Here is a 13,354-nt window from a genome sequence, read left to right as displayed (position 1 = left end):
GGCAAGGGTGCTGCAGAGTCGTTACAATGCAGGCTGATCGAAAATGAGCGCACCGGTTGGTAACCCGGTAAGTGCCCGGCACAGTCCGGCATGCTCCCGCCCACGCGGACCCACGGCGCTGCCCCTTGGCTGTACCACCAGCCGGGGAGGTGTTCTGGTTCGTGCATTTTCCCGCCGCGCCATCCCTCCCCTGTTTTGATGAGGAATAAAAAACGGATGGCAACACACGACACCGCAGTAACTGGCATGACCCTGGACCGCGCCGGTATCGAGCAGCAACTGGCCCTACCTGTGCGCCACTTCATCGATTGCGCCTTCGATGGCGAAGACTTGTCGCGCCTCGATTTGCAGGGCTGCACCTTTGAACGCTGCACCTTTGCCGAAACAAATTTATTTGCCAGCAAGCTGGCACGCAGCACCTGGCGCCGCTGCCGCGCCGGCAGCGCCGACTTCGAATCGGTCGATGCCGTCGACGCGAATTTCGAAGGCTGCGACCTGAACAACACGAAGTGGCGGCGCGCCAAGCTGGCCTCGGTCACCTACCGCGGCTGCAAGCTGACGGGCGCCTCGTTCGAGGAAGCGGCCCACCTGGGCTTGACCTTCGACGACAGCCTGCTGGTGGGCGCCGACCTGCGCGGCTTTTCGTTCCGCAAGGCGATATTAAAGCAGCTGGATTTTTCCGACGCCTACCTGGCCGGCTGCGACTTCCGCGACGCCGTTTTCGAAGGCGGCAGCTTGCGCAATGCCACCATCAAACTGGCGAAGTTCCAGGGCGCGGACTTGCGCGGCGTCGATATCGACGGGTTCAAACTGAGCGAAGCTGCGCTGCTGAAAGGCGCTGTCATCACGCATGCGCAGGCGGCCAACTTCATGCGCGCGCTCGATCTGGTGGTGATGTAAGCCTTGCCCCACAGCCGTTCTTGACAGCAAGCTTGCGGTAAATGCGGGTTGCCGCAACCAAGGGTTCAGGGCTGGTGGCATTTTCCATGTCCATCGCCCACTCTGCGTCGCTCGCCAGTGGTTTTTCAGGCCCACACAATTTCTCACGCCATGCGATTCACCGCAGTCCATGCCAAATAATGCGTGCTATATTCCGCACGCAGGTTTCCATTTAAACATCCGCCGACGATACTGCCCAATAACAATGATGAAGATAGTAAAAATAATCTTATTCATACTGCTGTGCATCCTGACATCCATCACCATTCCGCCAGCGGGAGTAATCTTCAGTTATATGGCGCTGCGTGAAAACAAGGAGAGCATCAGAAGATTCATCGTCAAGATATCTCCCGACACCGAAAAAATCATTCCTGCGCTGATCGAAAGATATAACGATCCCAAGACCATTATTTCACTTGTTATTTTTTCCATTGCCACGATAGGCGGCCTGATCCTCCTGATCTCGCACCTGCATATCCAGGAAACAGATGATTATGTAAATTACATCCTCGAACAGGTGGCGCTGACAGGCATTCTCGTCGTTGGGGTGTCAGGCATTGCATGGGTACTATTTTCGCTGAATTCCGTTTTTGCAAGCCTGTTGGCAAAAGTGGGGGTTTCCCTGGCGGTGTCTGCCTGCGTGATTTTTTCGCGCCTGAGCGCTGTCGATTTTTTTGCGGCCAATTTTCCTTTTCCGCCGTCCTACCTGCCCTTTTCGTTTGGCCTCGCCACCCTGATATTTGCCTTCTCGTTCAGCGCCTTTGCCTATGCTGTGCTGGCAATCATTTTCGAGGTCATTTTTCTGTTGTTCTTGTTTATTTTCGATTTCAAGACCAATAAAAAAACCACTTACTTCCTCTTTGCAATCTCCCTTGCTGGCTTTATCGGAAGTTATTCGGCGGCCCAGGCCATGATCCAGGGCATTTCAAACAAGGGGCCACTGTTCATGATCAAGGCCGCTGAACGTTATGACTTCACTACCAATCATATGTGCCAGGTGCAGGAGGGTGAAACTGTCCTCTTCATTGACAATGTAGCGGATCGCGCGATTGCAGCGACTTTCCCGCCGCCCCCGCAAGGCGAAAAAATTTCCCCTCGAAATATCTCTGATGCCACATTAAAAAGCTATCTGCCGACACATTTCCGCACCGTGCATTGCAACCAGCTAGCCGAAGCACAGAAGGAAGCTGGCTGGTGCGGCAGTCCCCAACGTTATGGCTATTGTGATGCCGATGGCAAACTGCGCAAATAAAGAGGCAAAAAAAAGCCCGCTGCGGGAGCGGGCTGAATCTATTTCCTTGGAGGAGATAGAGGAGACAAGTGCATCTTGCGGCATTGCGGTATATCACGCCACTTTATATTCATGATGATAGAAATATCCATCAGTGATAATGAGACGCCATCAGGGTTTCAAGCCGTGCGGCGCGCGGCCAGCGGCAAAAATTCTGCCAGCCACACCAGCAGGGCCAAGCCCGGAAACGCCATGCCGGTCAGCAAGGTTGCTGGCCAGCCATAGCTGGCATACACCCAGGCGCCGATGGCCGAACCGGCCGCGCCGCCGGCGAAGAACAGCGCGAAATACAGGCCGTTCAGGCGGCCCCGCACTTCCGCGCCCAGGCTGAAGATGGCGCGCTGGCCCAGTACCAGGTTGGCCGCCACGCCCATGTCGAGCACGATGGACGCCACCACCAGCAAGCCCAGCGCCACATGTGTCGATTCCGGGGCGAACATGGGCAAGGCAAACGCGGCGATGCCCAGCGCCAGCGCGGCAGCCGTGGCCGGCAAGGTGTGGCCCGCGTCCGCCAGGCGGCCCGCGATGGGCGAGGCGACGGCGCCCGCCATGCCCACCAGGGCGAAGATGGCGATGCCCGTTTGCGACAGACCGAACGCGGGGCTGGCCAGCACCAGCGGCGTGACGGTCCAGAACAGGCTGAAAGCGCCAAACAAACCCGCGTGATAGGCGGCGCGGCGGCGCAGCACGGGCGTACCCAGCAGCAAATGCCACAGCGAGGCCATCAAGGCCGGATAGCGCATGCTCGACACGGGCTGACGCACGGGCAAGGCGCGGCGCAGCACCAGCGCCAGCAATACCATCAGCACGGCGGCGCCGCCAAACACCACGTGCCAGCTGGCGTGCGCGGCCACCAGCGACGCCACGGGACGGGCCAGCATGATACCCAGCAACAAGCCGCTGACCACCTTGCCCACGGTTTGTCCCCGCGTCGCTTCCTGCGACAGGTGGGCGGCAAACGGCACGATCACCTGCGCCGCCACGGAGCCGAGGCCGATGGCCAGCGCGGCGGCCAGGAAGACGATGGGGCCCGTGGAGAGGGCCGCCGCCACCAGGGCTGTGGCCGTCACCAGCAAGGCCGTGACGATCAGGCGGCGGTTTTCCAGCAAGTCGCCCAGCGGCACGACAAACAGCAGACCCAGGGTATAGCCGACCTGTGTCAGGGTAACGATCAGCCCGGCCGCCTTGGCCGACAGGCCCGTCGAGGCGCTGATGGGCCCGACCAGGGTTTGCGCGTAATACAGATTGGCGACGATGAGGCCGGAAGCGATGGCCAGCAGCAGCACCATGGCCGGTGCGATGTCGTGGGACGCGGCGACAGCCGCGCGGGAAGAGGCCTTGTTCATGTTGTTTCCTCGGTTCGGTAGGGATGTCGCCATTCTATGCAAAACTGCGGCAAAGATAATCAGGGCATAATCCACTTATACTTTTCACATAAAATGAACAATGATAATGGAAGCTATCCTATGGACAAAATCAAGGCCATGCAGACCTTCGTGCGCATCGTCGAAGCCAACAGTTTTTCCAAGGCGGCCGAGACCTTGAATTTGCCGCGCGCGGCGCTGACGGCCACCCTGCAAAAGCTGGAAGCCTACCTGGGCACGCAATTGCTGCAGCGAACCACGCGCCGCTTGTCGCTGACGCCGGAAGGGGCCGAGTACTTTCGCCATTGCATTGATATTTTGAAAGCCGTCGACACGGCGGAACTGGCGTTTCGCGGTCCCGACGCGAAAAAACCGCGCGGCTTGCTGCGCATCAACCTGCCCAATACGGTGGGCCGCAGGTTGGTCGTGCCGCATATCGCGCACTTCCACGCCGCCTGGCCGGACGTGCAATTGCAGCTGAGCCTGACGGACCGCCTGGTCGACCTGACGCAGGAAGGCATCGATTGCGCCTTGCGCGTGGGCACCTTGCAGGATTCCGCCTTCATCGGCAAGCAGATCGGCCTGATGCGCTTCGTCACCTGCGCCTCGCCCACCTATCTGGCGCGCCACGGCGTGCCGCAGGCCCTGGCCGACCTGGCCGCGCACCGGGGCATCATGCATTACTCGGGCCGCACGGGACGCGCCTTCGACTGGGATTTCCAACAAGGCAAGGAAGTGCTGCGCGTGCAGATGGCCGGCCCCATCGCCGTCAACGACGCGGACGCCAGCGTCGATTGCGCGCTGCAAGGACTGGGACTGGCGCAGGCGGCCGTGTATCAGGTACGCGAGCATCTCGACAGCGGCGCGCTGGTGGCCGTGCTGGCCGATCATCCGCCGACGCCGATGCCAATGTCGCTGCTGACGCCGCAAGGCCGGTTGGCCACGCCCAAGCTGCAGGCGTTTGCCGGCTGGATCACGGCGCTGCTGGCGGCCCAGCCCGACGTGCAGCTGCCCGCGCACAACATCTGAGGCAAAAAAAAGCCCGCTGCGAGAGCGGGCTGAATCTATTTTCTTGGAGGAGAATAGAGGAGACAAGTGCATTATGCTGCATCGCCGCATATCGATCCAATTGATTGTTGGAATGATAGAAATACGCCAAACAGATAACTGATCAGGGCGAAAAAAAACCGGCTCTGCAAGGAACCGGTTTTTTTGTACATGAAAACTTTACTTCGCTGCCGTCACCGGCGTCGCCTTGGCATCGGCGCCATACGGCAAGACCTTCGCCGCCATGCGCGTGTCGGCCTTGATCAGCGCCACCTCGTCGGCCAGGATGCGCGCCGCTTCGTTCAGCAGCACGTCCTTGGCGCTCTTGGCGGCCGTTTCGGCATCGAGTTCGGCGCTCAGCGCCCGCTCGTCGCCCTGCAAGCCGTCATCGGTGCGCAAGGCGCCCTTCACGGCGGCGATCTGCTTGGCCGTCTTGCTGGCCGCTTTCGCGCCCTTCAGCACGTCTTTCGGATCGGGAATCACCACCAGATCGTCGGCCGGATTCGAAATCTGCGCGATCAGGCGTTTTTCACGGGCCTTGGCGCGCGCTTCCTGGGCATCGCGCTCCTTGCGGCGCACGGTTTCATTGAGCGAAATCTGGTTTTCCTTGCGCTGCTTGACGACGAGAGCGATGTCATCGAGCAAATACTGGAAGTCCTTGTCCTTGGCCACGCGCGCTTCATGCTTCTTGTCCAGCAGCGGCACGATATCCTTCAGGTCGCCCGTCGGCATGTACGGCGCCGGCTTGATGGCCACCCATGGCAGGGCATTGTCATAGCTCGATTCGCCGAAGTTTTCCGTGTCCGACATGGCTGGCAGCTTGATGTCGGGGGTGACGCCACGCAACTGCGTGGTGCCGCCATTGATGCGGAAGAACTGGGCGATGGTCATTTTCAGCTCGCCGAAACGGGCTTTCTCGCTGCCGCCGAAACGGTCGAGGTTGAACAGCGTCTGCACGGTGCCCTTGCCGAAGCTGCCTTCGCCGATGATGACGCCACGGCCGTAATCCTGCACGGCGGCGGCGAAAATCTCGGAAGCCGATGCCGAGCCGCGGTTGATCAGCACGCCCATCGGGCCATCCCAAGCCAGGCCCGCATTGGTGTCGCTTTCCACGTCGACCTTGCCTTCGGCATTGCGCTGCATCACGACCGGGCCCTTGTCGATGAACAGGCCCGTCAGTTCGACGGCTTCGTTCAGCGAACCGCCGCCGTTGTTGCGCAAGTCGATCAGGACGTTGTCGACCTTGTCCTTCTTCAGCTCGGTCAGCAGACGGCTGACGTCGCGCGTGGCGCTTTTAAAGTCCTTGTCGCCACGGCGGCGCGCTTCGAAGTCCTGGTAGAAGGTCGGCAAGGCAATGACGCCGATGCGGCGCTTGACGCCGTTCTCGCGCACTTCGATGATCGATTTCTTCGCCGCCTGCTCTTCCATGCTGATTTTCTTGCGCACCAGCGGCAAGACCACGTGCTTGGCATCGGGGCCGGCATCGGCCGGCAGGATGTCGAGGCGCACCACGGAATCCTTGGCGCCGCGGATCAATTGCACCACGTCGTCGATGCGCATGCCCAGCACTTCGGTGATGGGGCCGCTTTCGCCCTGCCCCACGCCGACGATGCGGTCGCCCACTTTCAGCTTGCCCGACAGGCCGGCCGGGCTGCCCGGCACCACTTCGCGCACCACCGTGTATTCGTCGCGCGTCTGCAGCACGGCGCCGATGCCTTCGAGCGACAGGCGCATGGCGATGTCGAAGTTATCCGAGGCGCGCGGGCCCAGGTAATTGGTGTGCGGTTCGATCGACATGGCGTACGCGTTCATGAAGATCTGGAACACGTCTTCGCTGTTGAGTTTGCGTGAACGGGTCGTGTAGCTTTCATAGCGCTTGTCCAGCGTCTCGCGGATAGCCTTGTCTTCCTTGCCCGCCAGTTTCAGGCGCAGCCAGTCGTTCTTGACGCGCTTGCGCCACAGGTCGCGCACTTCCTCGTCGTTCTTCGGCCAGGCGGCCTTTTCGCGGTCGATCTGGTAGCTCTCGTCGGTGGTAAAGTCGAACTTGGTTTTCAGCAATTCACGCGCATACGCCATGCGCTCGTCGAAACGCTGCTGGTAGAGGTTGTAGATGGCGAACGGCGCCGTCAGGTCTTCATTGATGATGGCGTCGTCGAGCTTGGTGCGCAGCGGGGCGAAGCGGTCGATGTCGGCTTGCACGAAGAACAGTTTTTCCGCGTCCAGGGACTTGAAATAGCGGTCGAAGATTTTCTCCGACATGGCGTCGTCGAGCGGCATGGCCTTGTAATGGACGCGCGTCAATACGCGCGATGCCCACAAGGCGGCCTGCGTTTGCTGGGCCAGCGGCTTCATGGGTAGCGGAGGAGCGGCGCTCTTGTCCGTCTGGGCTGCGCCAGCGTGGGCTGACAGGGCAAGCACCAGGGTGACCAGCATCATTTGCTTCTTCATCGGCTTCTCCGAAAATTAGTTAAATCACTTCAGGCGGCGCAGTTCTATCTTCATGCGCCTGCCGGCAAGACAGTAAGGGGATACACGACTGGTCTGCATATTATTCTACAGGATACGGCCTGGCAGTCTCCCAAGGAAGATCAGTTTCTTCCTGGAAGCTTAAACGCGGATTAAAGACGGCGTCTCATTCATTACAAAGTGAAACATTCGTGACAAAAATCACATCTCTCGCCAACAATCGATATCAACACGCCCAATTCAAATCAAAAAAGTCAATAGGCCGCTTGCACAATCCTTGACACAGATAATGCTTTTACAGGAAAAATTAATTCCTGCGGGAAACACTTAGTAACAAATGGCAAGCAACATGCTATCATCGCACCCTGAAATCCGGCTTGCCTGCGCGTGACTCCCAAAGCCGGAGCGCTTTCGTTTCAACAGTCTCCCCACCAGATCCCCTCCCCGCGTGTCATGTCATGACCAGGAATGGCCGAGCTGATTACCCTTTGCCAGACTCACACTATGCCTACAATTTCGTTCTCCCCCCGCCAATGGAGTGTCGGCGGCAAGATCACCGTTTTCACTTTCGCCCTGGTCAGCCTGATCCTCGCCAGCCTGACGACCCTGATCAGCATCCGTACCTCGAATGCCCTGGAACAGCGTGCCGAAGCGGCCGTCACCAGCGAACTCAATAGCGTCATGACGACCACGCAAGTCTTCCATACGGCCATGGTCAACGAAGCGGCCAGCTTCGCGCGCCTGTTCGCGGCCGAATTTCCCGGCCCGTTCACGGTCGACGCGGGCGCCATGGTGGCCGTGGCCGGCAAGGCCACGCCCGCGCTGGCCAACGGCGGCAAGGTGCTCAACCTCGACACGGCCGTGGTCGACCGCTATACGGCCCAGACGGGCGTGATCGCCACCATCTTTGCCGCCAACGGCGATGAATTCGTGCGCATCAGCACGTCGCTGAAAAAGCAGGATGGCGAACGCGCCATCGGTACCCAGCTCGACCACAACCACCCGAGCTACGCGCCGCTGCGCGCGGGCCAACGCTTCGTCGGCATGGCAACTTTGTTTGGAAAGCAATACATTACGCAATATGATCCCGTGCGCGACGCGGCGGGCAAGGTGGTGGGCGTGCTGTTCATCGGCCTCGATATCAGCAAGAATCTGGCCATGCTGAAAGAGAAGATTCGCCAGGTGAAGATCGGCCAGACGGGCTACATCTATATCGTCGACACGGCGCCCGGCGCCAACTACGGCCACCTGGTGCTGCACCCGAACAGCGAAGGCAAGAGCGCGCTCGACTTCAAGGCCAGCGACGGCCGCCTGTTCATCCAGGACATGCTGGCGCAGAAAGACGGCGCCATGCGCTACACGTGGGCGGCGCCCGGCGAAACGGCGGCCCTCGCGCGCGAAAAGCAGCTGTATTACCGTCAATTCAAGGAGTGGCAATGGATCATCGCGGGCGGCACGTTTACGGACGAGATCACGGCGGAAGCGCGCCAGCTGCGCAACCAGCTGGCCATTTCCGGCTTCATCGCCCTGCTCGTCTTCGCCCTGCTGCTGTACTGGCTCGTGCGCACCCTCGTGTCGCGCCCGCTGGCCGCCGCCGAAACGGCCGCCACGCAGATCGCCGCCGGCGACCTGACGGTGCACCTCGATACCAGCAGCCTGGACGAGATCGGCCGCCTGCTGCGCGCCATGAACCGCATCAGCGACAACCTGTCGCAAGTGGTCGGCAACGTGCGCGGCAGCGCCGGCCAGATCGCCACGGCCTCCGGAGAAATCGCCAGCGGCAACCTGGATTTGTCGAGCCGCACGGAACAGCAAGCCAGTTCACTGGAAGAAACAGCCGCCTCGATGGAGGAATTGAGCTCCACCGTGCGCCAGAACGTCGACCATGCGCAGCAGGCGAGCCGGCTGGCGCACGACTCGTCGAGTCTGGCGGCCGAAGGCGGCGCGGCCGTGGCGCAGGTGGCCAGCACCATGGACGCCATCCGCAGTTCCTCGGGCAAGATCGCCGACATCATCGGCGTCATCGACGGCATCGCCTTCCAGACGAATATCCTGGCCTTGAACGCGGCCGTGGAAGCGGCCAGGGCCGGCGAGCAGGGACGCGGCTTCGCCGTCGTCGCCACCGAGGTGCGCACCCTGGCGCAGCGCTCGACGGCCGCCGCGAAAGACATCAAGGATCTGATCCAGGCATCCACCGGCACGGTGGACCTGGGCCACGCGCAAGTGAGCCAGGCCAGCGCCACCATGGATACCGTGGTCGCCAGCGTGCAGCAAGTGAGCACCATAATGGCGGAAATAGCGCAGGCAAGCGAAGAGCAGCGCAGCGGCATCGAGCAAGTCAACCAGGCCATCGCCCAGATGGACCAGGTGACCCAGCAGAATGCGGCCCTGGTGGAAGAAGCGGCCGCGGCCGCCGACGCCCTGCAGGAGCAGGCGCATGAGCTGAACCAGGTGGTGGGCGTGTTCAAGCTGTAAGGTCATGCCTGGTGCTAAGATGGGGACGAATCCACCTTGCCAGGAGACACGATGCACGACGACTATGTTTTGATTGCCCGCCTGATGATCCCCACGGATGCGCACGTCATCCGCGGCTGCCTGGCCGCCGCCGGCATCGACGTGCTGCTGACGGACGACCAGCACATGCAGGCCGACATGCTGCTGGCGGCAGCCATCGGCGGCGCCCGCGTCATGGTGCGCGAACACGACGTGGCGCGCGCCAATGAAATCCTCGCCGCGTTCGAGCGGGGCGATCTGGCGCTGGCGGATGATGCCGATGTGGGCGTGCCGGTGGTGGAGTAACTCAGGAGTAAAAACAGCGCCCGCACGCCTGGCGGTATGCCTCATTCCCGCCAATGCTGATCTGCTCGCCTTCCTTGATGCGGCGGCCCTGCTCATCCACGCGGATGTTCATCGTGGCCTTCTTGCCGCACGTACAAATATTCTTCAATTCCTCGATATCGTCAGCCAGCGCCAGCAGATAGGCCGAGCCGGGGAACGGCTCGCCCTTGAAATCCGTGCGCAAGCCGTAGCAGATGACGGGCACGCCCTTCACTTGCGCCAGCTGGTGCAGCTGCTGCACCTGGGCCGTGCTGAGAAATTGCGCCTCGTCCACCAGCAAACAGGCGACCTGGGGAATATCGTCGAGGAAATTCGTGTCGGCATGGAAGATATCGACCTGGCGCTGCGGGCCCAGGCGCGACGTGACGCGGCCCACGCCGTAGCGGCTGTCGATGGCGGCCGTGTACAGGCGCACCTGCTGGCCCTGCTCTTCATAGTTGTGCGCGACTTGCAACAAGGCCGTCGACTTGCCCGCGTTCATCGCGGAATACCGGAAATAAAGTTTTGCCACTGCCGCCTGCCCTGTCTGTCTGGTTTTTCAAAAATACTGTTTAGTACCTTTTCGAGGCGTGATTATAAATCGCAATGGCGGGCTTGCGGCAGCTTAATAGTCCTGCCTGTGGTGCGGCAAGCGGGCGAAAAACGGCGCATACTCGCATCGCGCACCTTGGCGCCGATATGCGAAGCGCGCATATGCAAGCATATAAACATTCGTTCGCCGCACTCGTCCACCCGCCTACACTGCGCGGCACGGAAGGCGGCTCGGGACACGATCCGGAGCCGCTGTTTCTCTGACAGGAGCCACCATGAATGATCGAATGCCATCCCCCTCCCAGCCGCCAGCGCTATACAAGCTGATCGGCAACACCCCGCTGGTCGAAGTCACCAGGCTCGACACGGGCCTGTGCCAGCTGTTTCTGAAACTGGAATCGCAAAATCCCGGCGGTTCCATCAAGGACCGCATCGGCCTGTCCATCATCGAGGCGGCCGAAGCGGACGGCCGCCTGCAGCCGGGCGGCACCATCGTCGAGGCGACGGCCGGCAACACCGGCATCGGCCTGGCCCTGGTGGGCCGCATCAAGGGCTACCGCGTGATTCTCGTCGTGCCCGACAAGATGTCGACGGAAAAAGTGCTGCACTTGAAAGCGCTGGGCGCCGAAGTGCACACCACGCGCTCGGACGTGGGCAAGGGCCATCCCGAGTATTACCAGGATTACGCGGCGCGCCTGGCGCGCGAACTGCCGGGCGCCTTCTTCGCCGACCAGTTCAACAATCCCGCCAATCCGCTGGCCCATGAAACGACGACGGCGCCCGAAATCTGGGAGCAAAGCGGCCATGACGTGGACGCCATCGTCGTCGGCGTCGGTTCGTCCGGCACCCTGACGGGCCTGACGCGCTACTTCCGCAAGGCCCAGCCGAAGCTCGAATTCGTGCTGGCCGACCCGCAAGGCTCCATCCTCACCGAATACATCGACACGGGCAAAATCAGCGACACGAGCGGTTCGTGGGCCGTCGAAGGCATCGGCGAAGATTTTATCCCGTCGATCGCCGACATGGACAGCGTCACCAAGGCCTATACCATCACGGACCAGGAAAGCTTCGATTCCGCGCGCGCCCTGCTGCGCGCCGAAGGCATTTTAGGGGGCTCGTCCACCGGCACCCTGCTGGCCGCCGCCCTTAAATACTGCCGCGAGCAGACCAGCCCGAAGCGCGTCGTCACGTTTGTCTGCGACACGGGCACGCGCTACCTGTCGAAGGTCTACAACGACGGCTGGATGCGCGACCAGGGTTTATTACAGCGTGCCCTCTCGGGCGACTTGCGCGACCTGATCGGGCGCCGCTACGACGAGGGCGACGTCGTCAGCGTGGCGCCGGGCGACACCCTGCTGACCGCTTTCAACCGCATGCGCGCCAGCGACCTGGCGCAACTGCCCGTCATCGACGGCGGTCAATTGGTCGGTATTATCGACGAATCGGACTTGCTGCTGCACGTATCGGGCGACGCCGCCCATTTCGCGGGCCTGGTGGGCGCCACCATGACGACGCAGATCGAAACCCTGGCGCCATCGAGCGGCTTGCCCGCCCTGCGCGCCACCCTGGACCGGGGCTTGACGGCCGTCGTCGCCGACGAAAGTACGTTTTACGGGCTGATCACTCGTTTCGACCTTCTCAACCACTTACGCAGGACTTTATCTTGAGCCAAGACATCCCCCGCAAGAGCCATCTGGCCACCCGCGTCATCCACGCCGGCCAGTCGCCCGACCCGTCGACGGGCGCCATCATGCCGCCCATTTACGCCACCTCGACCTTCGTGCAGGACAGCCCCGGCGTGCACAAGGGACTCGATTACGGCCGCTCGCACAATCCCACGCGCTGGGCGCTCGAGCGCTGCGTGGCCGACCTCGAAGGCGGCAGCGCCGCGTTCGCCTTCGCCTCGGGCCTGGCCGCCATCTCGTCCGTGCTGGAATTGCTGGACGCGGGCAGCCACATCGTCGCCGGCGACGACATGTACGGCGGCACGTATCGACTGTTTGAACGAGTGCGCCGCCGCTCGGCCGGCCATGCATTCACGTATGTCGATTTGACCAATCCCGAGAATCTGCTGGCCGCGCTGCGCCCGGAAACGAAAATGGTGTGGGTCGAAACACCGACCAACCCCATGCTGAAGCTGGCCGACTTGCGGGCGATTGCCGACATCTGCCGCGAACGCGGCATCATCGCCGTGGCCGACAACACGTTTGCCAGCCCGCTGGTGCAGCGCCCCCTGGAGCACGGCTTCGACATCGTCGTCCATTCAACCACCAAGTACTTGAACGGCCACTCGGACATCATCGGCGGCATCGCCATCGTCGGCGCGGAAGAGCGCCAGGCCGAATGGCGCGAGCAGCTGGGCTTCCTGCAAAACTCGGTGGGCGCGATTGCCGGACCGTTCGACAGCTTTCTGGCCTTGCGCGGCGTGAAGACGCTGGCCATCCGCATGCAGCGCCACTGCGAAAGCGCCCTGGCGCTGGCGCAGTGGCTGGAGCAGCAAAAGGAAGTGCGCAAGGTGTTTTATCCGGGCCTGGCCTCGCACCCGCAGCACGCGCTGGCGCAGCGCCAGATGGACGGTTTCGGCGGCATCATCTCGATCGACCTCGATACGGACCTGGCCGGCGCGCGCCGCTTCCTCGAGCGCTGCGAGGTGTTCGCCCTGGCCGAAAGCCTGGGCGGCGTGGAAAGCCTGATCGAACATCCTGCCCTGATGACGCATGCCAGCATCCCGGCCGAACAGCGGGCAAAACTGGGCATCGGCGACGGCTTGATCCGGCTGTCGGTGGGCATCGAGGATATCGAGGACTTGCGCCACGACCTGCGCACGGCGCTCGATGCGATTTGATGTGGTGATTTGTCGGATTACGCTCCGCTAATC

Annotated in this window: 10 protein-coding genes; 7 read left to right on the top strand and 3 right to left on the bottom strand. The window is 61.7% G+C overall.

Annotated features, from left to right (window positions below; genetic code table 11):
* Positions 1 to 246 precede the first annotated feature (246 nt).
* Together CBW66_RS07540 and CBW66_RS07535 are read left to right on the top strand one after the other, a co-directional pair.
* Complete coding sequence (locus tag CBW66_RS07540) at positions 247 to 900, top strand: pentapeptide repeat-containing protein (RefSeq protein WP_086136663.1); 654 nt, start codon at positions 247 to 249, stop codon at positions 898 to 900.
* A 244-nt stretch (positions 901 to 1,144) separates the two neighbouring features.
* Positions 1,145 to 2,191 carry a hypothetical protein gene (locus CBW66_RS07535; RefSeq protein ID WP_086136662.1) on the top strand — a complete coding sequence of 349 codons (1,047 nt, stop codon included), beginning with the start codon at positions 1,145 to 1,147 and terminating at the stop codon, positions 2,189 to 2,191.
* A gap of 158 nt (positions 2,192 to 2,349) precedes the next feature.
* Here CBW66_RS07535 and CBW66_RS07530 read toward each other — a convergent pair whose 3' ends face one another.
* On the bottom strand, positions 2,350 to 3,576 hold the full coding sequence (locus CBW66_RS07530; protein ID WP_086136661.1) for an MFS transporter: 1,227 nt from the start codon (positions 3,574 to 3,576) through the stop codon (positions 2,350 to 2,352).
* A gap of 120 nt (positions 3,577 to 3,696) precedes the next feature.
* Here CBW66_RS07530 and CBW66_RS07525 point away from each other — a divergent pair, with 120 nt between their 5' ends.
* Positions 3,697 to 4,623, top strand: coding sequence for a LysR family transcriptional regulator (locus CBW66_RS07525; protein ID WP_086136660.1), 927 nt, complete (start codon positions 3,697 to 3,699; stop codon positions 4,621 to 4,623).
* A gap of 198 nt (positions 4,624 to 4,821) precedes the next feature.
* Here CBW66_RS07525 and CBW66_RS07520 read toward each other — a convergent pair whose 3' ends face one another.
* On the bottom strand, positions 4,822 to 7,089 hold the full coding sequence (locus CBW66_RS07520; protein ID WP_086136659.1) for a carboxy terminal-processing peptidase: 2,268 nt from the start codon (positions 7,087 to 7,089) through the stop codon (positions 4,822 to 4,824).
* Between the two features lie 522 nt (positions 7,090 to 7,611).
* On the opposite strand from CBW66_RS07520, the gene CBW66_RS07515 reads away from it, so the two are divergent.
* On the top strand, positions 7,612 to 9,582 hold the full coding sequence (locus CBW66_RS07515; RefSeq protein ID WP_172402207.1) for a methyl-accepting chemotaxis protein: 1,971 nt from the start codon (positions 7,612 to 7,614) through the stop codon (positions 9,580 to 9,582).
* A gap of 51 nt (positions 9,583 to 9,633) precedes the next feature.
* Positions 9,634 to 9,906 (top strand): DUF2007 domain-containing protein, encoded by a 273-nt coding sequence (locus tag CBW66_RS07510; protein ID WP_086136658.1) that lies wholly within the window; start codon positions 9,634 to 9,636, stop codon positions 9,904 to 9,906.
* A 1-nt stretch (position 9,907) separates the two neighbouring features.
* On the opposite strand, the gene CBW66_RS07505 is transcribed toward CBW66_RS07510, so the two are convergent.
* Positions 9,908 to 10,456: a thymidine kinase gene (locus CBW66_RS07505; protein WP_086136657.1), complete on the bottom strand. Its 549-nt coding sequence runs from the start codon at positions 10,454 to 10,456 to the stop codon at positions 9,908 to 9,910.
* Between the two features lie 307 nt (positions 10,457 to 10,763).
* Between CBW66_RS07505 and CBW66_RS07500 the strand changes: the two genes are divergently transcribed.
* Both CBW66_RS07500 and CBW66_RS07495 read left to right on the top strand, forming a co-directional pair.
* On the top strand, positions 10,764 to 12,143 hold the full coding sequence (locus tag CBW66_RS07500; protein WP_086136656.1) for a cystathionine beta-synthase: 1,380 nt from the start codon (positions 10,764 to 10,766) through the stop codon (positions 12,141 to 12,143).
* On the top strand, positions 12,140 to 13,321 hold the full coding sequence (locus tag CBW66_RS07495) for a PLP-dependent aspartate aminotransferase family protein (RefSeq protein WP_086136655.1): 1,182 nt from the start codon (positions 12,140 to 12,142) through the stop codon (positions 13,319 to 13,321). Before CBW66_RS07500 ends, CBW66_RS07495 begins: the two co-directional genes overlap by 4 nt.
* Positions 13,322 to 13,354: the final 33 nt, after the last annotated feature.

This window comes from Janthinobacterium sp. GW456P, from assembly GCF_002127655.1.
GTDB lineage: Bacteria > Pseudomonadota > Gammaproteobacteria > Burkholderiales > Burkholderiaceae_D > Janthinobacterium.
This window is presented reverse-complemented; position numbering and strand designations above follow the sequence as displayed.

Bases quoted from the DNA above. Each gene is read 5' to 3' on its own strand.
- CBW66_RS07540 (WP_086136663.1), top strand. From the start codon at position 247: ATGACCCTGGACCGCGCCGGTATCGAGCAGCAACTGGCCCTACCTGTG.
- CBW66_RS07535 (WP_086136662.1), top strand. From the start codon at position 1,145: ATGATGAAGATAGTAAAAATAATCTTATTCATACTGCTGTGCATCCTG.
- CBW66_RS07530 (WP_086136661.1), bottom strand. From the start codon at position 3,576: ATGAACAAGGCCTCTTCCCGCGCGGCTGTCGCCGCGTCCCACGACATC.
- CBW66_RS07525 (WP_086136660.1), top strand. From the start codon at position 3,697: ATGGACAAAATCAAGGCCATGCAGACCTTCGTGCGCATCGTCGAAGCC.
- CBW66_RS07520 (WP_086136659.1), bottom strand. From the start codon at position 7,089: ATGAAGAAGCAAATGATGCTGGTCACCCTGGTGCTTGCCCTGTCAGCC.
- CBW66_RS07515 (WP_172402207.1), top strand. From the start codon at position 7,612: ATGCCTACAATTTCGTTCTCCCCCCGCCAATGGAGTGTCGGCGGCAAG.
- CBW66_RS07510 (WP_086136658.1), top strand. From the start codon at position 9,634: ATGCACGACGACTATGTTTTGATTGCCCGCCTGATGATCCCCACGGAT.
- CBW66_RS07500 (WP_086136656.1), top strand. From the start codon at position 10,764: ATGCCATCCCCCTCCCAGCCGCCAGCGCTATACAAGCTGATCGGCAAC.